Raw genomic sequence first — 22,886 nt, forward strand, 5'->3', positions numbered from 1 at the left:
TTTATAATCATGATAGATACCAAAAAAGATTAAACGGCCTTAGCCCTATGGAACACAGAGCTAAAGCCGCTTAAGTCATTTTTATTATTTCCACTGTCTACTTGACAGGGGGCAGTTCATAATCCAAGCGTTTTTTTATATGGGAAAAATTCTCTTTCAAAAAAGATTATGCAATCCACAGCGATAGATTAAGAGTTTGCTGTCTGGTTTATTTTTTAATGACGATCTGGCGTTGAATGATTGAACAGGAGCAGGATTTGAGCGAACACCTGAACGAAACTCAGGAACTGAACAGATTGATGACGAGCTACATTCGAGCGCAAATGAACGAAGACTCAGCCAAGGATTTGATGAGTAAATGAAGAAAACCCTTGTTACCCAAGGGTTTTGAAGGGTTGAACGCTATTCGTGATTGTAGTTCCCATTTTCCACCCCGTTGTTTTTCTTTCTCTTATAGAACACGTAAATCGCATTACTAACTACCACTAGTGCATAAACGGCCAAGCAGCCTATCGCAAATGTTTGGTTTAGTTCACGTTGAACGACAAGAATTGAAGTGAAAGTCCCAATAAGTGCCGCTAGAGCCATCACACTTAATTTCCACTCGGAATGTGCGAGATTTCTCATTTTCTTCATTTTCTACCCTCCCTCAATATATTATCTCCAAAATGCTCTCCTCGTAAAATTCTTGTGGCTTAAGCCAACCTTTATAGAACAGGATTTCCTAATTATTAATAAAATGCACAAAAATTGTGTTATCTCTATAGTTGTAATATTTTTATCATATGTTACACCAGTTGATGTATTAAGTAAATAAATTCCGCTATTATTGCATTATAAGGATATCAACCGGAACGGGGGAGGAAATCGATGCGAGGGAGCGGATTATCAACCAAAACAACGGCGAAATCAACCCGAGTGAGACCACATGTCTGAAAAAGCTATATGGTGCAGTGAAAATATCTTACATCGTATAGCTTTTCTTCTATAGGGTGAAATGTTCTTATTATCTGTTTGATTTCTAAATAATCGGGAACAGTGAAAATGGATCATTTCCAAAGAACTACATAAAATTTGCAAAAGGGGGAGATTCAAATGGCAAAAACAGCAGTAGTAACCGGTTCCGGAGGCGGTTTGGGAAAAGGGATTGCCAAACGGCTGGGGAAAGATGGATTCAACATCATATTAAATGATATCAAACAGGAATTGCTTGATTCTACATTAGAAGAATTTAAAAATGACGGACTGAATGTTATAGGTGTTGCAGGCGATGTTTCGAAAAAAGACGATCAATCCAATCTAGTAGCAAAAGCAGTGGAGGAGTTCGGACAGCTCGACGTTTTTGTAAACAATGCCGGCATTGATGTGGTAACTCCATTCATGGATGTAGATGAGGACCAATTGAATAAAGCTTTTTCCATCAATGTCCATGGTGTCGTATTTGGAACGCAGGCAGCTGCAAAGCAATTTATCAAGCAAAAGTCGAAAGGGAAAGTCATTAACGCCTGCAGTATTGCGGGACATGAATCATATGAAATGCTGTCAACATATTCGGCTACCAAGCACGCAGTACGGTCATTCACGCAATCTGCTGCCAAAGAACTGGCTTCGGATAATATTCGGGTCAACGCCTATTGCCCTGGTGTTGCCGGAACCGCCATGTGGGATCGAATCGACGAGGAAATGGTGAAATACTATGATCACATGGAACCAGGCGATGCATTTAAACAGTTTTCTGAGGGTATTCTTTTAGGAAGACCACAAGAACCTGAGGATGTTGCAAACCTTGTGTCTTTCCTGGCATCGGACGATTCCGACTATATCACCGGACAAGCCATCATCACAGATGGCGGTATTGTCTTTAGATAAGAGCAATGAAAAAGGCACCTATTGATGTGGAAACAATAGGTGCCTTTTGTTTTGTAATCATCCCGCATTATGCTAAAATAAAAATTGAAGCAGATGCTTCATTATTTTTGCCCTGTGTGGGACATAATGAAAACACGTGGGTCTGATTTGCCCCGGAGACGTCCCATAACTATTTGAAGGAGTTTTTCCATGAAGGAATTACTTGAATTGCAGAAGAAGCTGGTTCCCGACCTTTTGAAGGTAATGGAAGCACGATATGCGATTCTGCAATGTATTGATATATTCCAGCCGATTGGCAGAAGAGGAATTGCCGAGAATACCGGACTCACGGAGCGGAATGCCCGCGGGGAAATTGAATTTCTCGGAAGCCAAGGATTTCTTCAGCTGACGTCAAAGGGAATGTATCTGACAAAAGAGGGTAAAATAATGAGGGATCAGCTGGCATTCTATCGCAGTGAATGGACAGGGCTGGATGTTTTAGAAGCCCAAATAAAGGAAAAATTAAAGGTGAATCATGTCATCATCGTCCCAGGCAACAGTGACGAGCAGGAGACGGTGAAGCAGGAAATGGGCAAGGCCTGTGTTGCACGTCTTAAAAAGGCTGCGCAGCCCGGAAGCACGATTGCTGTCACAGGCGGCACGACAATGGCCGCTGTGGCTGAAGTGATGACACCGCTCGGCGGGGAAGATGATTATTTGTTTGTACCGGCACGCGGCGGCATTGGCGAAAAAGTGGAAAACCAATCCAACACGATCGCCGCAAAAATGGCGGAGCGGGCAGGCAGCAGCTACCGGCTGCTCTACGCACCGGATCCATTAAGCGAGACCGCCTATCAGTCGATCATCAATGAGCCGTCGATCAAGGAAATGATCCACGTCATCAAAGAGGCGGATGTTGTCGTGCACGGTATTGGGGATGCGCTCACGATGGCGGAGCGGAGGAAAACCTCAAAAGCCGTGATGAGCAAACTGAAAGAGGATCAGGCGGTCAGCGAAGCTTTTGGCTACTATTTCAATGCATCCGGTGAGGTCGTGCATAAGGTGCGCACAGTCGGACTGCATTTGGAAGATTTAAAAGCCGCAAATCAAGTAATCACCGTGGCAGGCGGGAATTCCAAGGGACAAGCGATTGCTTCCTATTTCCAGCAGGCGAAAGGTGACCTGCTGATTACCGATGAAGCGGCAGCGGAAGAGATTTTGAAGGGGATGTAATATCCGCTTTAAATATAAATTTTTAAGAGTATACTTAAGGAGGAATATTCAATGGCAGTAAAAGTAGGAATAAACGGTTTTGGACGAATCGGACGCAATGTTTTCCGTCAGTCACTGAAAAATGACGAGGTGGAAGTAGTTGCCGTCAACGACTTAACCGATGCCGATATGCTGGCACATTTATTAAAATATGATTCCGTACACGGACAATTAGAAGAAGAGGTAACCGTAAGCGGATCGAACCTTGTCATTGGCGGAAAAGAAGTTCAAGTACTCTCCGAGCGCGATCCTGCCAACTTGGGCTGGGGAGATCTTGGTGTGGAAATCGTTATTGAATCAACTGGCCGCTTCACTCAGCGCGACGATGCGAAGAAACACCTGGATGCAGGCGCGAAAAAAGTAATCATCTCCGCACCAGCTAAAGAAGAAGACTTGACCATGGTAATGGGTGTCAACGAGCAGGACTATGATTCAAGCAAGCACCATGTCATTTCCAATGCATCTTGTACGACAAACGGCATTGCGCCAATGGCAAAAGTGCTGCATGAGAAATTCGGTCTGCGCCGCGGGCTGATGACCACCGTACACTCGTACACCAATGACCAGCAAATCCTGGATCTGCCGCATAAAGACTATCGCCGTGCGCGTGCAGCAGCACAGAACATTATCCCAACAACGACCGGTGCTGCAAAAGTGGTAGGAAAAGTACTGCCTGAGCTGAACGGCAAATTGAACGGAATGGCTATGCGTGTGCCAACTCCGGACGGTTCAATCATTGACCTGGTTGCTGAACTGGATCAGAACGTAACAGCAGAAGATGTTAACAAAGCATTTGCTGACGCTGCGAAAGGCGATCTGGAAGGAATCCTGGAATACACCGAGGATCCGCTCGTTTCATCAGATATAGTCGGAAACATCCATTCTTCCGTATTCGACAGCCTGTCTACCATGATTTTGGAAGACAATATGGTGAAAGTCGTTTCCTGGTATGATAACGAAATGGCTTACTCTGCACGTTGTGTCGACATGGCAGCTTACGTGGCAAAACAAGGACTATAAGGTAAAGTTTAAGCGGAGGAGGGCGTGTTCCTCCTCTGCTTTTTTCCTTTAAATTGGAGATTAAAAGCCCTTGGGATAGGGAAAACCTATGGTGATACGGGTTTACATACTATGAAGACTGGGAGGTTGCAGGACATGAACAAGAAAACATTGCAGGACGTAGATGTGAAAGGCAAAAAAGTCTTTTGCCGCGTGGACTTTAATGTCCCGATGAAAGACGGCGAAGTGACCGACGACACGCGGATTAAGGCAGCACTCCCGACAATCGAATATTTATCCGATGCGGGAGCGACGGTTATTCTCGCAAGCCATCTCGGCCGTCCGAAAGGCCAAGTCGTGGATGAGTTGCGCCTCGATCCGGTTGCCAAGCGCCTGAGTGATCTGATCGGCAAGGAAGTTGTGAAAACAGATCAGGTGCACGGAGAAGAGGTATATCAGGCACTTTCCGAGCTGACCGATGGCGGGGTTTTGCTTCTGGAAAATGTCCGCTTTGAACCAGGCGAGGAAAAAAACGACGAGGAGCTCGCACAGGCGTTTGCTGACATGGCGGACTACTATGTAAATGACGCTTTCGGTGCCGCACACAGAGCTCATGCCTCAACAACCGGTGTCGCAGAGAAACTTCCTGCAGTGGCAGGCTACCTGATGGAAAAAGAAATCCGTGTTCTCTCGAAAGCACTGGAAGAACCGGAGCGTCCATTCACCGCAATTATCGGCGGAGCCAAAGTAAAAGATAAAATTGATGTGATTGACAACCTGCTAGATAAAGTCGATAACCTGATTATTGGCGGCGGATTGGCCTATACCTTTGTCAAAGCACAGGGACATGAGATTGGCAAGTCTCTCCTCGAGGAAAACAAAATCGACCTGGCCAATGACTTTATCAAAAAAGCCGAGGAAAAAGGCGTGAATTTCATGTTGCCGCAGGACGTTATAATCGCTGATGATTTCTCGGAATCTGCCAATACCAAAGAAGTGGCGATTGACGAGATCCCGGCCGACTGGGAAGCTCTGGACATCGGACCGAAAACGCGCGAAGCTTATAGCCAGGTGGTGGCAGATTCCAAGCTAGTCATCTGGAATGGCCCAATGGGAGTCTTTGAGCTTTCCGTATTTGCAGGCGGGACAAAAGCCGTAGCCGAAGCGATGGCAGAAACAGACGGCTATACGATCATTGGCGGCGGTGATTCCGCAGCCGCCGTAGAAAAATTCGGGTTCGCCGAAGAAATGGATCATGTATCAACAGGCGGCGGTGCCTCTCTGGAATTCATGGAAGGAAAAGTGCTTCCAGGAGTAGACGCCCTGACCGATAAATAAATGTAATGAGGTGAAAAGATGCGCAGCAACGTAATTGCAGGAAACTGGAAAATGAACAAAACACTCACGGAAGCAAATGATTTCATCGATGAGGTGGTGAAAACAGCACCGCAACTGGAAAAGACCGAAGCCATTGTCTGTGCGCCATTTCCATTTTTGGCCTCCCTCGTGGAAAAAACGAAAGGTTCACAGGTGAAGATCGGTGCGCAAAACATGCACTTTGAAGACAGCGGGGCATTCACCGGGGAAGTCAGCCCGGTCATGTTGAAAGATCTTGGCGTGACACATGTCGTGCTTGGCCACTCGGAGCGGCGCGAACATTTTGCCGAAACGGACGAATCGGTTAATAAGAAAACCCATGCAGCGTTTAACCATGGTCTGACTCCGATCGTCTGTGTTGGAGAAACGCTCGAGCAACGTGAAGCAAATGAAACAATGCAGCATGTGGAAAACCAGATAAAAAAAGCGCTGGATGGCCTGACGGATGAGCAGGTTGCCAAGACGGTTATTGCCTATGAACCAATCTGGGCAATCGGCACAGGCAAAACAGCCTCCAGCAAGGATGCCAATGAAGTATGCAGCCATATCCGTCAAGTGGTTGGGAAAGTAACATCAGAAGCGACCGCAGATAAAGTGGTAATCCAGTACGGCGGCAGTGTAAAACCTGCCAATGTCGATGAACTGCTGGCAGAGTCGGATATCGACGGCGCCCTTGTCGGCGGTGCAAGCGTGGAGGCGGACTCCTTCCTGCAACTCGTGGAGGCAGGTACAAAATGAGTGCAAATCCATTAGGTGCTTTAATCATCCTTGACGGTTTTGCCATCCGGGATGAGGAAAAAGGAAATGCGGTCAAACATGCCCACACGCCCAATTTTGACCGCTACTGGAAGCAATTTGCCCATAGTCAGCTGACCGCCAGCGGAGAAGCGGTCGGCCTGCCGGAGGGGCAAATGGGCAATTCGGAAGTGGGCCACCTGAATATTGGTGCCGGGCGAATTGTCTATCAGAGCCTGACACGGGTGAATCTGTCGATTAAGGAAGGCGACTTTTATGAAGTGGAAGCATTCCTGAAATCGATCCATAAAGCAAAAGAACAAGGCAAAGCCCTGCACATCTTCGGCCTTCTCTCCGACGGCGGGGTACACAGCCATATTAATCATATGTTTGCCCTGTTGCGCCTGGCAAAAGAGGAAGGATTGGAAGAAGTGTATGTCCATGCTTTTCTCGACGGGCGTGATGTCGGACCGCAAACCGCTAAGAAATATATTAAAGATACCCAGGACAAAATGACCGAATTGGGCGTCGGACAAATTGCCACCATTTCAGGCCGCTATTACTCGATGGACCGAGACAAACGCTGGGAGCGGGTAAAAAAAGCGTATGATGCGATGGTTTACGGAGATGGCCCGACTTACTCAGATCCATTTGAAGTAATTGATGATTCCTATGCGAACGGCATTCATGATGAGTTCGTGATTCCATCGGTCATTGTCGATGAACAGGAAGAGCCAGTCGGTAAAGTAGAGGATAACGATTCAATTATCTTTTATAATTTCCGGCCAGACCGTGCTGTGCAGATCTCGCGTACGTTTGCGAACGAAGATTTTCGCGATTTTGACCGCGGAGAAAATGCACCGAAGAACCTTGATTTTGTAATGCTGACGAATTTCAGTGAATCGGTGGAAGGTTATGTCGCCTATGAACCGGTGAACCTCGATAATACGATCGGAGAAGTGCTGGAGCAGAACGAACTCAACCAGCTAAGGATTGCGGAAACGGAAAAATATCCGCATGTCACCTTTTTCATGAGCGGCGGACGGGAGGCCAAATTCTTTAGAGAGAAGCGAATCCTGATCGACTCTCCGAAAGTGGCAACCTATGATCTGCAGCCGGAAATGAGTGCCTATGAAGTTACCGACGCACTAATGGAAGAACTGGACGCTGGCGAGCAGAACGCCATCATTCTCAATTTCGCCAACCCGGATATGGTGGGGCATTCCGGCAAACTGGAGCCAACAATCAAAGCCATCGAAGCCGTGGATGAATGCCTTGGCAAAATTGTTGATAAAATCGTGGAGCTAGGCGGACATGCGATCATCACTGCCGATCACGGAAATTCCGATGAAGTGGTTACCCTGGACGGCAATCCGATGACCGCTCATACGACTAACCCAGTTCCCGTAATTGTGACAAAAGAAGATGCCGAGCTTAGGGACGGCGGAATTTTAGCTGACCTGGCACCGACACTGCTTGATCTTCTGAATGTAGAAAAGCCGAAAGAAATGACCGGCGAATCGTTAATTAAAAAATAGACGAATGAAGGAGAGATTTTTCATGCCATACATTACCGATGTTTATGCCCGCGAAGTGCTCGACTCCCGCGGCAACCCAACCATTGAGGTGGAAATTTTCACAGAATCCGGAGCGTTTGGCTCGGCACTCGTGCCAAGCGGTGCTTCCACAGGAGAATATGAGGCAGTAGAACTGCGCGATGGTGACAAAGACCGTTATTTAGGTAAAGGAGTCAGCCAGGCGGTCAACAATGTCAATGAAATCATCGCACCAGAACTACTCGGGTTGGACGTTACCCGCCAGAATATCATCGACAGCCTGATGATCGAGCTGGACGGAACGGAAAACAAAGGAAAACTGGGTGCTAACGCGATCCTGGGTGTATCGCTTGCTGCTGCCCACGCGGCTTCCAGCTTCCTGGAAATCCCGCTCTACAACTATCTCGGCGGATTCAATGCCAAAACGTTGCCAACGCCAATGATGAATATCCTGAATGGCGGAGAGCATGCAGATAACAATGTCGATATTCAGGAATTCATGATTATGCCGGTTGGCGCACCAACTTTCAAAGAGGCACTGCGCACGGGAGCAGAAATTTTCCATGCACTGAAAAAAGTACTGAAATCCAAAGGCTATAACACCGGTGTTGGGGACGAAGGTGGATTTGCACCAAACCTCGGCTCCAATGAAGAAGCACTGCAAACGATTATGGAAGCTATTGAAGCGGCCGGGTACAAACCGGGTGAAGAAGTCAAGCTGGCGATGGACGTGGCGGCATCGGAAGTCTTCTCAGACGGCAAATACAATCTGAAAGGCGAAGGAGTCGTCCGTACATCAGAGGAAATGGTCGACTGGTATGAGGAACTGATCAACAAGTACCCGATTATCTCCATTGAAGACGGCTTGGACGAGAACGATTGGGACGGTTTCAAGATCCTTACTGACCGTATCGGCGATCGCGTGCAGCTGGTCGGAGATGATTTGTTTGTGACCAACACTTCTAAGCTTTCAGAAGGAATTGAAAAAGGCATCGGCAACTCCATCCTGGTTAAAGTCAACCAGATCGGCACGCTGACTGAAACCTTTGAAGCAATCGAAATGGCAAAACGCGCCGGCTACACAGCGGTCATCTCCCACCGCTCCGGAGAAACTGAGGATGCAACCATTGCTGACATCGCAGTAGCGACAAATGCAGGTCAAATCAAAACAGGCGCGCCTTCCCGCACGGATCGTGTCGCCAAGTATAACCAGCTTCTGCGGATTGAAGATGAGCTGGCAGGCATGGGTGAATATGCCGGTTTGACTGCGTTTTATAATTTGAATAAGTAAGTGGAAGTGTGTGACAGGATTCCCGATTTTCGGGGGTCCTGTTTTTTTATTGTTGAGAGCGGCTGGGCGGAGCAGGTCTCAAGATCAAAAGAGGGTGACTGGAGTCACGAAAAGATGGATAGAACGAATCTCAAGATTAAAAGAGGGCGACTGAAGGCTCGAAAAGACGGATAGAGCATCTCTCAAGATCAAAAGTGAGCGACTGAAGGCTCGAAAAGATGGATAGAACAGAATTAAAAATGAATGACTGGGCACCCGTAAAGTCCGATAGATTAATCAGCAGGCTAATATGTCTTACAGTCCCTTCCCATAACCCGCCAGCAAATCCTCTATAGAATGTTGAATCCTTTCTATCCTTCTCCCCGTATAAAAGGTAAAGGAGGAACGGATTTATGAGAGCAACCCTGATCGCACTGGTGAGCCTGGTTTTCATGCTGGGACTTGCCACATGCGGGCAAAATGATCAAACATCAGAGGATCCAGAAAGGGAGGAAAACACAATGAAAAACATACCAGCAGCACAATTTCCGGATGAATTTTTAGCAGGAAACTACCAAACACTGTACAACCAGATGAGCCAAGCGTTTCAAGATCAGGTTTCTTACGAGGAGTTCAAGGGAATCGGCGAAGAATTTAACCAGGACGTAAACAGCTATTCGCTTGCCTCGGAAATGCCTTTAGCAGGACTCACGGAACACCAGTGGCTCAGTGATCAGGGTGACAAGGGGGTCCGCGCGTATTTTGCCGAGGACGATACGATTGAAGGTCTGCAGGTGATGCCTGTTACGTCCAATCTGGGCAGTGACGACACCTATACCAAAAATACATACCAGATGCCCATCAACGAGGAATGGTTTACGTTCTGGGGTGGAACCAATGAGCTTGTAAACTATCATTATGCTGTTGAAAGTCAGCGGTATGCCTATGATCTTCTCATCAGGAAAGAAGGCAATTCGTATGACGGCAATCCCCAAGACAATGAAAGCTATTATGCATTCGGCAAGGAAGTCGTTGCACCACTGGAGGGAGTGGTCGTTCAAACAGAAAATGCTATCGAGGATAATACGCCGACCGTTGATACCAATGAGAATAAACCATTAGGCAATCATGTAATCATTGAACATGAAAATGAAGAGTATAGCATGTTCGCTCATTTTCAGCAAGGAACGGTTCAAGTAGAAGAGGGGCAGGAAGTCACTGCGGGGGAATTGCTTGGCTTAGCCGGAAATTCCGGAAATTCCAGCGAACCGCATATCCATTTTCATGTGGCAGACAGCCCGAACTGGCGGGAAGCTGCCTCCATCCGCATCAAACTGGATGGTAAGGAACCAGTGCGTGGAGATACCGTGACAGGTTTTTAGCTGCGCAACATTCTGTAGCCTTCCTCATGTATAGGACAGAACCTTTCCCTAATATGCTAAAGAAAGACAGAGGGGGAGAGGTCCGTTATGGTGCAGAAAGTTTTGGTGTTTGGCGATATTGGCATTGATGATACGGTTGCGCTGTTGTATGGTTATCTTAATGATGAAATTGAAATTGTCGGCATTGTGGCTGATTATGGTAATATTTCCCGGGAGAGAGCGGTGGCTAACATCCAATATGTCAAAAGCCGGCTTGACCCTGCAGAGCTGGAGGGTGTGCCGATCATCCTTGGTGCGGAATTTGCCATGACAAGTGACCCGCCGGATTTTGCTTACGATATTCATGGCGAGTATGGATTGGGACCGATTATTCCGCCTGAAGGTATGCAGGATGGGGTAACGGAAAATTTTTTCAGGGTCGCTGAGATTATCGAGGCATACCAAGATGAATTGGTGATTGTTAATACCGGCAGGCTAACATCGCTGGCCACGATGTTCATGTATTACAGTAATTTGATGAGTAATGTGAAAAGCTTTTACCTGATGGGAGGGGCCTTTTGGGTCCCGGGCAATGCCACTGCGGTTTCCGAGGCGAATTTTTACGGAGATCCTATAGCGGTAAAGCTTGTCCTGAATCATGCCCGGGATGTTACCATTATCCCGCTTAATGTGACGGAGCAGGCAATTGCCACCCCACAAATGGTCAATTATATTGACCGGGTCGGCCAAATTGAGATTATCAAACCAATGCTGGATTTTTATTATAATTTTTACAAACAGAGAAACCCAGCCGTTCAGGGCAGCCCGCTGCATGATGTGCTGACGTTAATGGCTGTGATTCATAACGATATGCTACGGTTTCAGCAATTGCCAGTTCATGTGGTTCAAGAACAAAATCGGGCAGTGAGAGGGCAAAGCATCGCGGATATTCGGCCATATGTTAACTTGGATGATGCTATAGATGCAAGAGAGCACAGGATTGCACTGCAGCTTGACTACCGGGAGTTTTACCGGGATTTCATGACGGTCATGACCGGTCAGCAATTCTGATAAATAGAAGACATTTGCGGAGCAGATTTTTGAGGTGATAAAGATGCTGGAAACGATCAAAGCACGCAGATCCATTCATACATTTAAACCAGAGGAAGTAGACACAGCAATCTTAAAAGAGATTTTCACATACGGATCCTATGCTCCGACGCACTATATGAAGGAGCCTTGGAATATCAAACTCTACCAAGCCGGGGGCAAGAAGCGGCTGGTGGATGCAATTATCGAAAGCTATCAGCGAATTGGCATGATCAAGACCGATGGGGAACCAAAAACGCTAAAAATGATCGATTCGATGAGACAGTTTCTGCTGGCCATCCCCCATCATGCAGTGATTTATCTTGAAAAAGAGGAAGACCCTGTCCGTATGGAAGAAGAATATGCCTCTGTCTGTGCATTTATCCAGAACTCCCAGCTGGCAGCCTGGGAATATGGGGTGGGCATGCTGTGGACGATCACGCCGTATATACATGACCCTGAATTTTTGGAAGCGCTTGGACTGGACGGGGAGCGGATGAAAATTGCCGGGGTGATGCAGATTGGATACCCGGAAAAGGTCCCGAGGGATAAGGGAAGGACGCCGATTGAGGAGAAGATGGAGATTGTTGGGGAGTAGGGGTATAAGAAAACAATAAAATCAGTTTGTAGATGTCTTGTTGGAGGGGCCAATGTGTTTAAAAAAAGTATCATCATTGCATTCTTATTTTTTGCTGTCTTTACAATCAAGGATTTAATTTCTAATGAAAAAATCCAGTGGATAGAAAATATTATAGTTTTTATCACTGTGTTTTTAATTTATATTTTTGTGGAGTGGACAAAGAGACCGTATGAATGGAATAAGAATAAATCTATGAAATAAAGAAAGTCATTAGTTAATTAAAATCAAATTTCACCAATCTGTTTTATAAAAGATGCGCGGTAAAATGCCCATATCAAGTAAGGATCTTCATCTATTTGGTCGATGCTTTGGATGATCAACGGTTTAGCAGCGCTTACGACTTTATGAAATTTTTAATGGATCACCGGATTAATGATTTCTGGGCGGACATCGATGCCAAAGAGCCAAATAAAGAACCATTGACCCAAGAAGAAAAAGAGCAGACCAAAGATGAAAATGAGTTTGTTTCCATGGATGACGCCAAGCGTGAGCTCGGGATTAGTAATATAAAATGGTCATCATGAAAAAAAGCCCGGACCATCGTCCGGGCTTCTTCCAATTATTCCGTTCTCTCCTTAACAAACTCCACAACTTCCTCCGCAGTACCCATCGCCAGCAGTTTCTCCTTGTACGACTTCATCTTCTTCTTAGACAAACCGCGGAGTTGCGTGCGTGCCGGCAGAATCGATGTCGCGCTCATACTGAATTCATCGAGACCCAGGCCGAGCAGGATCGGGATCGCAATGGAATCTCCGGCCATTTCTCCGCACATGCCGGCCCACTTGCCTTCACTGTGTGCCGCTTCAATGACATTGTTGACTAAGTTCAATATTGCCGGATGGTATGGCTGGTACAGATAGGAAACCTGCTCGTTCATCCGGTCGGCCGCCATCGTATATTGAATCAGATCATTGGTGCCGATGCTGAAGAAATCGACTTCTTTGGCAAATTGTTTGGCGATCACCGCAGTGGATGGGATTTCGACCATGATTCCGACTTCTAGATCCCCGGCTACCTCTTTGCCTTCACTGATCAAATTCTCTCTCTCATCATTTAAAATAGCTTTTGCCTGACGGAACTCTTCCAATGTAGCGATCATCGGGAACATGATTTTCAAGTTTCCGTGCGCACTGGCTCTGAGCAGAGCGCGCAGTTGCGGACGAAAGACCTGTTCATTTTCCAGGCAAAAGCGAATCGCGCGAAAGCCGAGGAACGGGTTCAGTTCTTCCGGCAGATCAAGGTAATCCAATTCTTTGTCCCCGCCGATATCCAGCGTGCGCACAACCACCGGCTTGCCGTCCATTTGCTCAAGTACTGATTTATACGCATCATATTGCTCATCTTCTGTAGGGAGTTCACTTTTTCCCATATAAAGGAATTCGGTGCGATAGAGGCCGACCCCTTCGCCGCCATTATTCAGGACACCTTCCACATCGTTCGGTGTGCCAATGTTGGCCGCTAATTCGACTTGCTCGCCGTCTTCGGTGAAAGTTGGCTCATCTTTCAGCTTGGCCCATTCTTCTTTTTGCTGCTCGAATTGCTCCTGTTTTTGACGATAGGCAGCAAGTTCTTCCTCTGTCGGATGGACAATAACCGTGCCTTCGTTTCCATCGACAATTACCATGTCATCCTGGGAAATGGTGCCGGTTGCTTCTTTTGAGCCAACGACTGCCGGGATTTCCAGGGATCTGGCCATGATTGCTGAGTGGGAAGTGCGTCCTCCGATATCAGTGGCAAACCCTTTGACAAATTCCCGGTTCAGCTGGGCTGTATCCGATGGGGTCAAGTCCTTGGCGATCACGATTACCTCTTCGTTGATCAAAGCAGGATCAGGAAAAGTTACGCCAAGCAAATGGGCCATGACGCGTTTGGTGACATCCTGAATGTCGGCAGCACGCTCGCGCATGTATTCATTATCCATGTTTTTGAACATGTCGATGAACATGTTTGCGGTTTCTTCCAGCGCAGTTTCAGCCAGGACATTTTCTGAAGTGATTTTATCCTTCATCGGGTTGATCATTTCCGGATCGCTCAGCACAAGCAAGTGGGCAGAGAAAATTTCCGCATGCTCATCGCCAATCTCTTTCCGGGTATGTTCTTTGATTTTTTCCAGTTCTTCTTTGGAAATCGCCAGCGCTTTCTCCAGGCGTTCTATTTGTTCATTTGGATTATCTATCGTTGCTTTTTCAAACGAAAGATCTGGAGTAACCAGCTGGTACGCTTTTGCGATAGCGATGCCAGATGATGCTCCAATTCCTTGTATATTCGTCATGATTCGACCACCTTGTCTATATTTTGCATTCCATTTTTCATTTTAAATGTTTCCTGTGGGCGATTCAAGAAAAGTACGCTTCTCGCCGGGTGAGGCAATATTTTCCACCCAGCTGTGGAGGGCAGTAAAGACTTCTGCTTTATTGGTCTCGTGCAGCAGTTCATGCCGACCGTGTTCAAACAGCATGGTTGCAACGTTCTCCAGTCCGGCTTTTTGATAATGATGGGCAGCTTTCCAGACGCCTTTGCCATAATCGCCGACAGGGTCCTCGCCTCCGCTCACGAACAGGAGAGGCAGGTCTTTTCGTATCATCCGGTTTCGTTTTTCCGAATGCATGACAATCAGCCCGTCCAGCAAATCATAGAAAAACCTTGCTGTCGGTATGTAGCCGGATAAAGGATCATTGAGATAAGACTCCACAGCGGATTCATTGCGGCTTAGCCAGTCAACGGAAGTTTCTTTTTTTGTACGCTTATTATAGGAACCAAAGACCAGCTGGTTCATGAGCGGCGAGGATTCCCGTGGCGGCAACATGGCAGCAAGCCGTTTCCCGGCCTGTGAGATGAGCTTTGGAAAATACCCGCTTCCCGACAAAATTACTCCGTCAAGCCCATGACTGTACTGCTGAATGTAGAGCCTTGCCAAAAACGAGCCCATGCTGTGGCCGATCAAAATTACAGGCGTGTCCGGATATTCCTGTTTCATATGGTTGGTAATCACATGCAGATCCTCAGTGGTTTTTGCGAAGCCATCCTGATCGGCAAAATGGCCAAGCAAACCCTGTTTCTCCCCGGTCTTGCCGTGCCCGCGGTGATCGTTGCCATAAACAAAATAGCCATGGCTTAGCAAGTATCGGGCAAACTCATTATAGCGCTGGATATGCTCTACCATCCCGTGTGCCAGCTGCACAAGAGCTTTCGGCTTTTCCCCGGGAGTTTCCCATTTTTTCACATAAACTTCAACGCCGTCTTCCATCGTTAGCCAAAAATTGTTTTCCATTGCTATCATCCATTTCTGTAGGGTGTGTTGCTTTCATGGTAAGTGGAAATTGCTGGGAAGTCTAATTTGAAGTAATTCGTGGTGTTCGTATTCTTTTCTCCCAGATGTCAATATTGTCTCTGGAAGTATGAAGTTCACGGTATGGCTTTTATGCAGTTCTTCATGTCTGCGGAATGCTTCCTTAGAGTCATCGAAATAGTCAATAACAACGATATCATCCACAATGCGATAGTTGTTGGCAAATGGGATTCAATTGCTTCGAATCCAACGCATTTGTCTGGAAAGGTTTTTTTGAACTGCTTTCCATAACGTTGGGATCCCTTCTGAGTAAGGTTTATCCTGTTACCTGATGGGAACATAGAAACCATGGAGCATATACAGGAGGTATGCTAAATGGCGAAAACAATTTTCATTACCGGCGCGGGCAGCGGCCTTGCGAGAGGAGCTTCCCTCGGGCTCGCGAAAAAAGGTTACCGTGTCATTGCGACTACTGAGATAACTTCTCAGAAGACCGATTTAATGAGGGAAGCGCGCGAAGAAAAATTAGATATAGAAGTGTTCAAACTTGATATTACGAATCCACGCGACCGAGTAGAAATTGAAAAATATGAATTCGATGTATTTGTGGCCAATGCAGCGATCAATGAAAGAGGCCCGCTCGGGGAAGTACCAATGGACCGTTTCCGTAAAATATTTGAAGTGAATGTATTTGCCACATTGGAAACGGTGCAGGCTGCTGCGCGGAAGCTCGTGAAAAAAGGCAGCGGGAAGATCGTCTTCATGAGTTCCATGGCAGGAATTATGGCAGCACCTTATGGCGGTCCATATGCAGCGACAAAGCACGCGCTCGAAGGCATTGCCTCAAGCCTGCAGAAGGAGCTTGAAGGGTTCGGTGTGCAAGTGGCAACCATCAATCCAGGACCATATGAGACCGGCTTCAATGATCGGGCTGCAGAGGAACAATGGAAATGGTACGATGAAAAGTTAAATTTCACACGTAAGCAAGATATGAAGGAAAAGGAAGAAGGACTAAATAATCAGTTTGATCCCAAAGACATGATCGAAAAGATGATTGAAATCCTCCCTGCCGATCACCATAAATTCCGGACCGCCTATCCAGAAGAGACAGAACAACAGATGAAGAAAACAGAACAGGAACGCTGGGATATGGAAATCTGAGCTGGAAAGGAAAAATGTTGGGGACTGCATTTAAAGGAGGCTTTGATTAAGGGTATTCTATTAATCTTTGCAGAAAGATCCCGGCACTCTGCAGGTTGGACCTTGCAAGGAAATGCCACGACTAGGTCCAGCGCCTACATCTCGAGGCCTTAAGTAAAAACTCCCTGTGGTAAAGAACGTCATTGGGAGTTCTTATTTAAGTTATGCCTTAGGTATAATAAGGCTTCCTGCGCTTTTGTACGAATTTATATTTGTTAGAGGTTCAGGTTAAAAGTTTACCTTGCCTAATCTGCCGCAATTGTGCTACAGTATGTATAGGTATTTGTCCGTTCAGGAGGGTATGAGTATGGCGACATTAATTAATGTATTGTTAGTAGTTAATGCTATTATTATGGTAGTGTTTATCTTATTGCAGTCAGGTAAGAGTGCAGGCTTGTCGGGAGCGATTTCCGGCGGGGCGGAGCAGCTATTCGGAAAGCAAAAAGCGCGCGGGGTCGATTACTTCCTGCATCGCGGTACCATCGTCACAGGTGTTTTGTTCTTCCTGCTGGCTTTCATAAGTGTATATGTACTTCAGTAAAAATTGCCCTTATCACGTGTCGTGGTAGGGGTTTTTCTATGGAATGAGAACTTCGGCGTGAGAACGGGAACTTCGGCGGGAGAGGGAGAACTTCAGCGGGAGAACGGGAACTTCGGCGTGAGAGGGAGAACTTCAGCGGGAGAACGGGAACTTCGGCGGGAGAGCGAGAACTTCGGCGGGAGAGGGAGAACTTCGGCGGGAGAGGGAGAACTTCGGCGGGAGAGCAGAAACTTCCGCCTCAAAGAGAAAACTCCACCCCAAACCCAAGCGCCCCCCACCCTCAACACCATATCAAGTGATACAATTGCCAAAAAAGGGTAAAGTAGAAATAGGAATTGTGATAGAGATGGAGGATGAACATGAAAGTTGTACAGCCAAAACCATTTACATTTGAAGCAGGGCCGCGTGCCGTCCTGCTATTGCACGGATTTACCGGACATTCTGCGGATGTGCGCATGCTTGGCAGATATCTGGAAAAACAGGGCTACACCAGCCATGCGCCGATTCTTCGCGGGCACGGTGCACCACCGGAGGAATTAATCGAAACGAATCCGGACCAATGGTGGGAAGACGTGCAGACCGCTTTTAATCATTTAAAAGATCTCGGCTATGAGGAAATCGCGGTTGCCGGGTTATCGCTTGGCGGAGTGCTGTCGCTGAGACTGGCCTATTCCGAGAAGGTGAAAGGCGTCGTTCCGATGTGCACGCCAATGTTTTTTGACAACGAGACCCAGCTCACCAAGGGATTTCAGGCATTTGCCAAGGAATACAAGCAGCTGGAAGGAAAAGACGAGGATACCATCCGCAGCGAGATCGATGAACTCATGGAAAGTTCCGAGGAAGTGTTCGACAGGCTGGAGAAGCTGATCACAGAAGTGAAAGAGGAAATTGACACGATTTACACACCGGCATATGTGGTTCAGGCAGAAAAAGATGAAATGATCAACAAGGAGAGCGCCAACTACATATATGAAAACATCGAATCGGATCAGAAAGATATAAAATGGTACGAAGAGTCCGGTCATGTGATTACGATGGGTAAGGAAAAAGAACAGCTGCACGAAGATATTCACCAGTTTCTCGAGCAGCTTGATTGGAAAGAATGATTATAATTGGAAAAATAGGGAAACAATTTTAAGAAAGAAGGTGAAACAATGAAAGAAGAAATACTAACATTTTTTAAAGAAAGCGGGACAAAACCACTCGCAGTGGATGAGCTGGAAGAAGCCTTGGATATAGAAGATGCGGTGAAATTTAAAGAGATGGTGCAGGCGCTGAACGCACTGGAGGATGAGGGCGAACTCGTCCGCACGAGGAAAAACCGTTTCGGCTTACCGGAGAAAATGAACTTAATCCGCGGCAGAATTCAAATGCATGCCAAAGGGTTTGCTTTTCTTATTCCTGAAGAAGAGGGGCAGAACGATGTTTACATTCATCATTCCGACCTGGCTTCCGCAATGAATAATGACCGTGTGCTTGTACGGCTGGAGCGTAAGGAAGACAGCGGCAGCCGCCCAGAAGGAACGGTGATCCGCATTCTGGAACGTGCCGTGCTGCAGGTGGTAGGCACCTTTGAAGACAATCGCTCGTTCGGATTTGTCATAGCAGATGACAAACGGATCCCCAATGATATTTTCATCCCCAAAAGCATGACAAACGGCGCGGTGAGCGGCCATAAGGTAATTGCCCATATTACGAAATATCCTGAGGGGCGTAAAAGTGCCGAGGGGGAAATCATTCATATTCTCGGTCACAAAAATGATCCGGGCATCGATATTATTTCCATTATTCATAAGCACGGCATTCAAGTGGATTTTCCTGATGAAGTTTTGGAACAGGCAGCGAACGCCCCGGAGACCATTTCTGAAGATGAAATCAAAAACCGTCGTGACCTGAGGGATGAAATGATTGTTACCATTGATGGCGCGGATGCCAAGGATCTGGATGATGCCGTCACGGTGAAAAAACTCGATAACGGCAATTACAAGCTTGGCGTGTATATTGCGGATGTCAGCTATTATGTCGATGAAGACAGCCCGATGGATAAAGAAGCGTTTGAGCGCGGAACCAGTGTCTACCTGGTGGACCGGGTGATCCCGATGATTCCGCACAGGCTCTCCAATGGGATTTGTTCTCTGAATCCCCAGGTGGACAGGCTGACGCTTGGATGCGAGATGGAGATCACGTCATCAGGCGATGTGGTCAATCATGAAATTTTCCAGAGTGTGATCAAGACTAATGAGCGGATGACGTATACGGATGTAAACAAAATCCTCATCGATAAAGATGAAGCACTGCGCGAGAGGTACAGCGAACTGGTGCCGATGTTTGAACAAATGGAAAAGCTCGCCAAGATTCTTAATGGCAAGCGGATGGGCCGCGGCGCTATCGATTTTGATTTCAAAGAGGCAAAAGTGCTCGTGGATGATAAAGGAAAAGCGGAAGACGTCGTGCTGCGCGAGCGTTCTGTCGGGGAGCGGCTGATCGAGGAATTCATGCTGGCGGCTAATGAGACGATCGCCGAGCATTTCCACTGGATGGACGTGCCGTTCATTCACCGGATTCATGAAGACCCTGATCCTGGCAAATTGGAAAGCTTTTTCGAGTTTTTAGCCGGTCTTGGCATTGTCGTGAAAGGTACCGCCAATGAGATTCACCCACAGGCGCTGCAGAAAGTGATTGAAGAGGTTCAAGACAAGCCCGAAGAATTGATTATCAGTAAATTGATGCTCCGGTCCATGCAGCAGGCGCGCTATGATCCGCAGGGTGTTGGACACTTTGGCCTGGCAACCGAATTTTATACTCACTTTACTTCGCCGATCCGCCGTTATCCGGATCTGATCGTGCACCGGCTGATCCGCACCTATTTGATCGACAAGCAAATGGATGCGAAAACGATCCGGCAATGGAAGGAAAGCCTGCCGGAAATCGCTCGCCATACATCAGAACGCGAGCGCGCCGCAGTGGATGCGGAGCGGGAAACCGATAGCCTGAAAAAAGCAGAATACATGCAGGACAAAATTGGCGAAGAGTTCACGGGCATCATCAGCTCGGTGACGAACTTTGGCATGTTTGTCGAACTGGAAAACACCGTCGAAGGACTGATTCACGTCAGTAATCTGACCGATGATTATTATCATTTTGAGGAACGAAGCCACGCGCTGATCGGTGAACGCACTGCCAATATGTACCGCGTCGGCGATGAAGTGGAAATCAAGGTGACCAGCGTTAATATGGATGAACATACCGTTGATTTCGATCTTGTCCGGGCAGAAAAACCTCGTAAACACAAGAAGAAAATCAAAGAGCCTAAAAATAACGGCGGTGGAAGAAAAAAAGGAAAACCGAAGAAGAAGAGTAAAGCGAAAAAAGGATAATTTAAGGGAGAGCCGGGTGGCGACTCGGCTCTTTTTTTTCGGCAGCCATCCACACCTCTGTCACACCGAGCATTCACCCATCATATAAAAATCCAACGGCACAAATCCCAACTCTCAGCATATAATCCTCCTATACAAAAGTTGCACAAAGGAAAAACTATTGTTGACATATAATTAATTGGTGTATAAACTATACATTAGAGTAATAACAAAACAAGTGCCTGTCAACAATAAATCATTAATTTTCTTAATATTCCCGGATTGGGTGAGGAGGCGCATCATCAGCTATGGAAAATGTAATGCTGGCATTTCTTTTTACACTGTTTGCCGGCCTGGCGACAGGCATTGGAAGTCTTTTGGCATTCTTTGCGAAAACGACGAATACCAAATTTTTATCCTTTGGGCTGGGTTTATCTGCTGGTGTCATGATTTATGTGTCCATGATTGACATCTTTTTTAAAGCACAGGATTCCCTGGTTGCGGAATTGGGGGATCAGGGCGGCAGATGGCTGACGGTTATTGCCTTCTTTGGGGGTATCCTGCTGATTGCATTGATCGACCGCTATATACCGAAACATTCCAACCCGCATGAAGTGAAAAAAATCGAGGATATGAAGAAGCCGGGGAGTGCGATCAATGATCCGGCCTTATTAAAAATGGGAACATTCACTGCACTCGCCATCGGGATTCATAATTTTCCCGAGGGGATAGCGACATTTATTTCTACACTGCAAGATCCAAGCATCGGGCTTGCGATCGCGATTGCCGTGGCAATTCACAATATTCCTGAAGGCATCGCGGTTTCCGTGCCGATTTATTATGCGACAAATAATAAGCGGCGGGCATTCCGACTGTCTTTTTTATCCGGCCTCGCAGAACCTGCCGGAGCGGTAGTCGCATTTCTGATTTTGATGCCATTCCTCACTGACTTGATGTTCGGAATCATTTTTGCGATGGTAGCGGGAATTATGATTTTTATTTCGCTGGATGAACTGCTGCCTGCAGCCAAGCGATATGATGAGACACATATGTCGATTTATGGGGTCATCAGTGGTATGGCAGTCATGGCTGTGAGCTTGCTGCTTCTGTAAGCCGAAAACTTCTTCTTGGAATCACAACGGTTGTTTGGTAAAATAGATGTTCACGGAAGTAGTAGGAGGAACCGTTATGCCAAAAGGTCAGGGTAATACAATCGCACAAAATAAAAAAGCGTCCCACGATTATTTTATCGAGGAAACGTATGAAGCAGGGATTGTTCTGCAAGGGACGGAGATCAAGTCGATCCGTGCCGGCAGGGTTAATATTAAGGATTCCCATGCGCGGATTGATCGCGGTGAAGTGAAGCTGATTAATCTTCACATCGCAGAATATACGCAGGGCAACCGGTTTAACCATGACCCGACCAGAACACGCAAACTGCTGCTTCACCGCAAAGAGATCGATAAATTAACCGGCCAGATTCAGCAGCAGGGTTATGCCCTTATCCCGCTGAAGATTTATATCAAAAACGGCTACGCCAAAGTGCTGCTTGGACTAGGAAAAGGGAAGAAGAAATACGACAAGCGCGAGGATCTGAAACGCAAGCAAATGAAGCGTGATGCAGATCGGGCGATTAAGGAGAGCTTCAAGTAAACTGGATTGCAAACCGCGGCCCTCTTGACTTTATGCGGATTTATGATACAATAGTAACTGTAGTTAAGGAAATAATTAAATAAGGCTCAAATTTACTTCCTTAACGTTTCTCTATTTATGGGGACGTTACGGATTCGACAGGGGTAGATTGAGCCCAGGTTGCGCGTCGAGGTTACGGCTCGTAAAACGTTATTGCCTAAATATAACTGGCAAAGAAAACAATACTCCTGCTTTAGCAGCTGCGTAAGTAGCCTAAAGCGATCCTTCCTGCTATCGCCCGTGTGGCAGATTGAAGGGTCTCAAATCAAGCGGGCTATACTATCATCCACCGTCTGAGGATGGTAGTTGAAACCAATCAGACTAGCTGGCTCAAGGCCTGTTGGTAGGCTGAGAGTTGAGCGAATGCGCAAATACCAACTATGCGTGTAGAAGCCTGGGTGGCAATGCCTCTGGACGTGGGTTCGATTAGAAAATAGTCGCCTTTTGTGGCAACACAAAAGTGAAAATTCGGCTTTATCGGTGAAACCTAAGTTGCTTTTCCTGAAGCAATAGGGCAATACCGAGTGGTATGAGGAGCAATCCAACAGCCATGTATCGACTTATAGGCTGCCACTTAGCGGGCAGCACTAGGATGCGGAATCCTGCCTCATGAAGGTAAATCCATATTTCGCATAAGACGCCGAAGGACCTATTCTTTACA

The 22,886-nt window shown here is 46.9% G+C and carries 20 protein-coding genes and 1 other RNA gene; 18 read left to right on the top strand and 3 right to left on the bottom strand.

The window, feature by feature from the left end; genetic code table 11:
• Positions 1-402 precede the first annotated feature (402 nt).
• Positions 403-636 (bottom strand): hypothetical protein, encoded by a 234-nt coding sequence (locus tag CEG13_RS17775; protein ID WP_100013241.1) that lies wholly within the window; start codon positions 634-636, stop codon positions 403-405.
• A gap of 459 nt (positions 637-1,095) precedes the next feature.
• Between CEG13_RS17775 and CEG13_RS17780 the strand changes: the two genes are divergently transcribed.
• The 11 genes from CEG13_RS17780 to CEG13_RS17835 all read left to right on the top strand — a co-directional run bounded on the left by CEG13_RS17780 (position 1,096) and on the right by CEG13_RS17835 (position 12,671).
• Complete coding sequence (locus tag CEG13_RS17780) at positions 1,096-1,869, top strand: acetoin reductase (RefSeq protein ID WP_100013242.1); 774 nt, start codon at positions 1,096-1,098, stop codon at positions 1,867-1,869.
• 189 nt (positions 1,870-2,058) lie between these two features.
• Positions 2,059-3,081 carry a sugar-binding transcriptional regulator gene (locus CEG13_RS17785; RefSeq protein ID WP_100013243.1) on the top strand — a complete coding sequence of 341 codons (1,023 nt, stop codon included), beginning with the start codon at positions 2,059-2,061 and terminating at the stop codon, positions 3,079-3,081.
• Between the two features lie 51 nt (positions 3,082-3,132).
• The gene (gene gap / locus CEG13_RS17790) at positions 3,133-4,140 is read left to right on the top strand and encodes a type I glyceraldehyde-3-phosphate dehydrogenase (protein WP_100013244.1); all 1,008 of its coding nucleotides are present in this window, start codon (positions 3,133-3,135) and stop codon (positions 4,138-4,140) included.
• A 135-nt stretch (positions 4,141-4,275) separates the two neighbouring features.
• Positions 4,276-5,457 carry a phosphoglycerate kinase gene (locus tag CEG13_RS17795; RefSeq protein WP_100013245.1) on the top strand — a complete coding sequence of 394 codons (1,182 nt, stop codon included), beginning with the start codon at positions 4,276-4,278 and terminating at the stop codon, positions 5,455-5,457.
• 18 nt (positions 5,458-5,475) lie between these two features.
• Positions 5,476-6,234 (top strand): triose-phosphate isomerase, encoded by a 759-nt coding sequence (gene tpiA / locus CEG13_RS17800; protein ID WP_100013246.1) that lies wholly within the window; start codon positions 5,476-5,478, stop codon positions 6,232-6,234.
• Complete coding sequence (gene gpmI / locus CEG13_RS17805; RefSeq protein WP_100013247.1) at positions 6,231-7,769, top strand: 2,3-bisphosphoglycerate-independent phosphoglycerate mutase; 1,539 nt, start codon at positions 6,231-6,233, stop codon at positions 7,767-7,769. Before tpiA ends, gpmI begins: the two co-directional genes overlap by 4 nt.
• Before the next feature lie 22 nt (positions 7,770-7,791).
• Positions 7,792-9,078 (top strand): phosphopyruvate hydratase, encoded by a 1,287-nt coding sequence (gene eno / locus CEG13_RS17810; RefSeq protein WP_100013248.1) that lies wholly within the window; start codon positions 7,792-7,794, stop codon positions 9,076-9,078.
• A gap of 392 nt (positions 9,079-9,470) precedes the next feature.
• Positions 9,471-10,439, top strand: coding sequence for a M23 family metallopeptidase (locus CEG13_RS17815; protein WP_239984705.1), 969 nt, complete (start codon positions 9,471-9,473; stop codon positions 10,437-10,439).
• Between the two features lie 87 nt (positions 10,440-10,526).
• Positions 10,527-11,489 carry a nucleoside hydrolase gene (locus CEG13_RS17820; RefSeq protein ID WP_100013249.1) on the top strand — a complete coding sequence of 321 codons (963 nt, stop codon included), beginning with the start codon at positions 10,527-10,529 and terminating at the stop codon, positions 11,487-11,489.
• Between the two features lie 43 nt (positions 11,490-11,532).
• Complete coding sequence (locus CEG13_RS17825) at positions 11,533-12,105, top strand: nitroreductase family protein (RefSeq protein WP_100013250.1); 573 nt, start codon at positions 11,533-11,535, stop codon at positions 12,103-12,105.
• Positions 12,106-12,443: 338 nt separating this feature from the next.
• Complete coding sequence (locus CEG13_RS17835; protein WP_100013252.1) at positions 12,444-12,671, top strand: hypothetical protein; 228 nt, start codon at positions 12,444-12,446, stop codon at positions 12,669-12,671.
• Between the two features lie 35 nt (positions 12,672-12,706).
• Here CEG13_RS17835 and ptsP read toward each other — a convergent pair whose 3' ends face one another.
• A complete protein-coding gene (ptsP, locus tag CEG13_RS17840) occupies positions 12,707-14,419 on the bottom strand; it encodes a phosphoenolpyruvate--protein phosphotransferase (RefSeq protein ID WP_100013253.1) in 1,713 nt (570 codons plus the stop codon).
• 42 nt (positions 14,420-14,461) lie between these two features.
• Positions 14,462-15,418, bottom strand: coding sequence for an alpha/beta hydrolase (locus CEG13_RS17845; protein ID WP_100013254.1), 957 nt, complete (start codon positions 15,416-15,418; stop codon positions 14,462-14,464).
• A gap of 393 nt (positions 15,419-15,811) precedes the next feature.
• On the opposite strand from CEG13_RS17845, the gene CEG13_RS17850 reads away from it, so the two are divergent.
• From CEG13_RS17850 to ssrA, 7 genes are all read left to right on the top strand, one after another.
• The gene (locus CEG13_RS17850) at positions 15,812-16,597 is read left to right on the top strand and encodes an SDR family oxidoreductase (RefSeq protein ID WP_100013255.1); all 786 of its coding nucleotides are present in this window, start codon (positions 15,812-15,814) and stop codon (positions 16,595-16,597) included.
• A gap of 346 nt (positions 16,598-16,943) precedes the next feature.
• The gene (gene secG / locus CEG13_RS17855) at positions 16,944-17,177 is read left to right on the top strand and encodes a preprotein translocase subunit SecG (RefSeq protein ID WP_100013256.1); all 234 of its coding nucleotides are present in this window, start codon (positions 16,944-16,946) and stop codon (positions 17,175-17,177) included.
• 359 nt (positions 17,178-17,536) lie between these two features.
• Positions 17,537-18,283 carry an alpha/beta hydrolase gene (locus CEG13_RS17865; protein WP_100013258.1) on the top strand — a complete coding sequence of 249 codons (747 nt, stop codon included), beginning with the start codon at positions 17,537-17,539 and terminating at the stop codon, positions 18,281-18,283.
• Between the two features lie 48 nt (positions 18,284-18,331).
• Positions 18,332-20,554: a ribonuclease R gene (rnr, locus tag CEG13_RS17870; RefSeq protein ID WP_100013259.1), complete on the top strand. Its 2,223-nt coding sequence runs from the start codon at positions 18,332-18,334 to the stop codon at positions 20,552-20,554.
• A 287-nt stretch (positions 20,555-20,841) separates the two neighbouring features.
• Positions 20,842-21,645 (top strand): zinc transporter ZupT, encoded by an 804-nt coding sequence (gene zupT / locus CEG13_RS17875; protein WP_100013260.1) that lies wholly within the window; start codon positions 20,842-20,844, stop codon positions 21,643-21,645.
• Positions 21,646-21,721: 76 nt separating this feature from the next.
• A complete protein-coding gene (smpB, locus tag CEG13_RS17880; RefSeq protein WP_100013261.1) occupies positions 21,722-22,186 on the top strand; it encodes an SsrA-binding protein SmpB in 465 nt (154 codons plus the stop codon).
• A gap of 127 nt (positions 22,187-22,313) precedes the next feature.
• Positions 22,314-22,654, top strand: a transfer-messenger RNA (tmRNA) gene (gene ssrA, locus CEG13_RS17885).
• Positions 22,655-22,886 lie beyond the last annotated feature (232 nt).

The organism is Lentibacillus sediminis (genome assembly GCF_002763455.1).
GTDB classification, from domain to species: domain Bacteria; phylum Bacillota; class Bacilli; order Bacillales; family Amphibacillaceae; genus Lentibacillus_D; species Lentibacillus_D sediminis_A.

Bases quoted from the DNA above. Each gene is read 5' to 3' on its own strand.
- CEG13_RS17825 (WP_100013250.1), top strand. From the start codon at position 11,533: ATGCTGGAAACGATCAAAGCACGCAGATCCATTCATACATTTAAACCA.
- CEG13_RS17845 (WP_100013254.1), bottom strand. From the start codon at position 15,418: ATGGAAAACAATTTTTGGCTAACGATGGAAGACGGCGTTGAAGTTTAT.
- CEG13_RS17795 (WP_100013245.1), top strand. From the start codon at position 4,276: ATGAACAAGAAAACATTGCAGGACGTAGATGTGAAAGGCAAAAAAGTC.
- rnr (WP_100013259.1), top strand. From the start codon at position 18,332: ATGAAAGAAGAAATACTAACATTTTTTAAAGAAAGCGGGACAAAACCA.
- gpmI (WP_100013247.1), top strand. From the start codon at position 6,231: ATGAGTGCAAATCCATTAGGTGCTTTAATCATCCTTGACGGTTTTGCC.
- tpiA (WP_100013246.1), top strand. From the start codon at position 5,476: ATGCGCAGCAACGTAATTGCAGGAAACTGGAAAATGAACAAAACACTC.
- zupT (WP_100013260.1), top strand. From the start codon at position 20,842: ATGGAAAATGTAATGCTGGCATTTCTTTTTACACTGTTTGCCGGCCTG.
- secG (WP_100013256.1), top strand. From the start codon at position 16,944: ATGGCGACATTAATTAATGTATTGTTAGTAGTTAATGCTATTATTATG.
- CEG13_RS17815 (WP_239984705.1), top strand. From the start codon at position 9,471: ATGAGAGCAACCCTGATCGCACTGGTGAGCCTGGTTTTCATGCTGGGA.
- smpB (WP_100013261.1), top strand. From the start codon at position 21,722: ATGCCAAAAGGTCAGGGTAATACAATCGCACAAAATAAAAAAGCGTCC.
- CEG13_RS17775 (WP_100013241.1), bottom strand. From the start codon at position 636: ATGAAGAAAATGAGAAATCTCGCACATTCCGAGTGGAAATTAAGTGTG.
- CEG13_RS17785 (WP_100013243.1), top strand. From the start codon at position 2,059: ATGAAGGAATTACTTGAATTGCAGAAGAAGCTGGTTCCCGACCTTTTG.
- eno (WP_100013248.1), top strand. From the start codon at position 7,792: ATGCCATACATTACCGATGTTTATGCCCGCGAAGTGCTCGACTCCCGC.
- CEG13_RS17850 (WP_100013255.1), top strand. From the start codon at position 15,812: ATGGCGAAAACAATTTTCATTACCGGCGCGGGCAGCGGCCTTGCGAGA.
- CEG13_RS17820 (WP_100013249.1), top strand. From the start codon at position 10,527: ATGGTGCAGAAAGTTTTGGTGTTTGGCGATATTGGCATTGATGATACG.
- CEG13_RS17865 (WP_100013258.1), top strand. From the start codon at position 17,537: ATGAAAGTTGTACAGCCAAAACCATTTACATTTGAAGCAGGGCCGCGT.
- ptsP (WP_100013253.1), bottom strand. From the start codon at position 14,419: ATGACGAATATACAAGGAATTGGAGCATCATCTGGCATCGCTATCGCA.
- CEG13_RS17780 (WP_100013242.1), top strand. From the start codon at position 1,096: ATGGCAAAAACAGCAGTAGTAACCGGTTCCGGAGGCGGTTTGGGAAAA.
- gap (WP_100013244.1), top strand. From the start codon at position 3,133: ATGGCAGTAAAAGTAGGAATAAACGGTTTTGGACGAATCGGACGCAAT.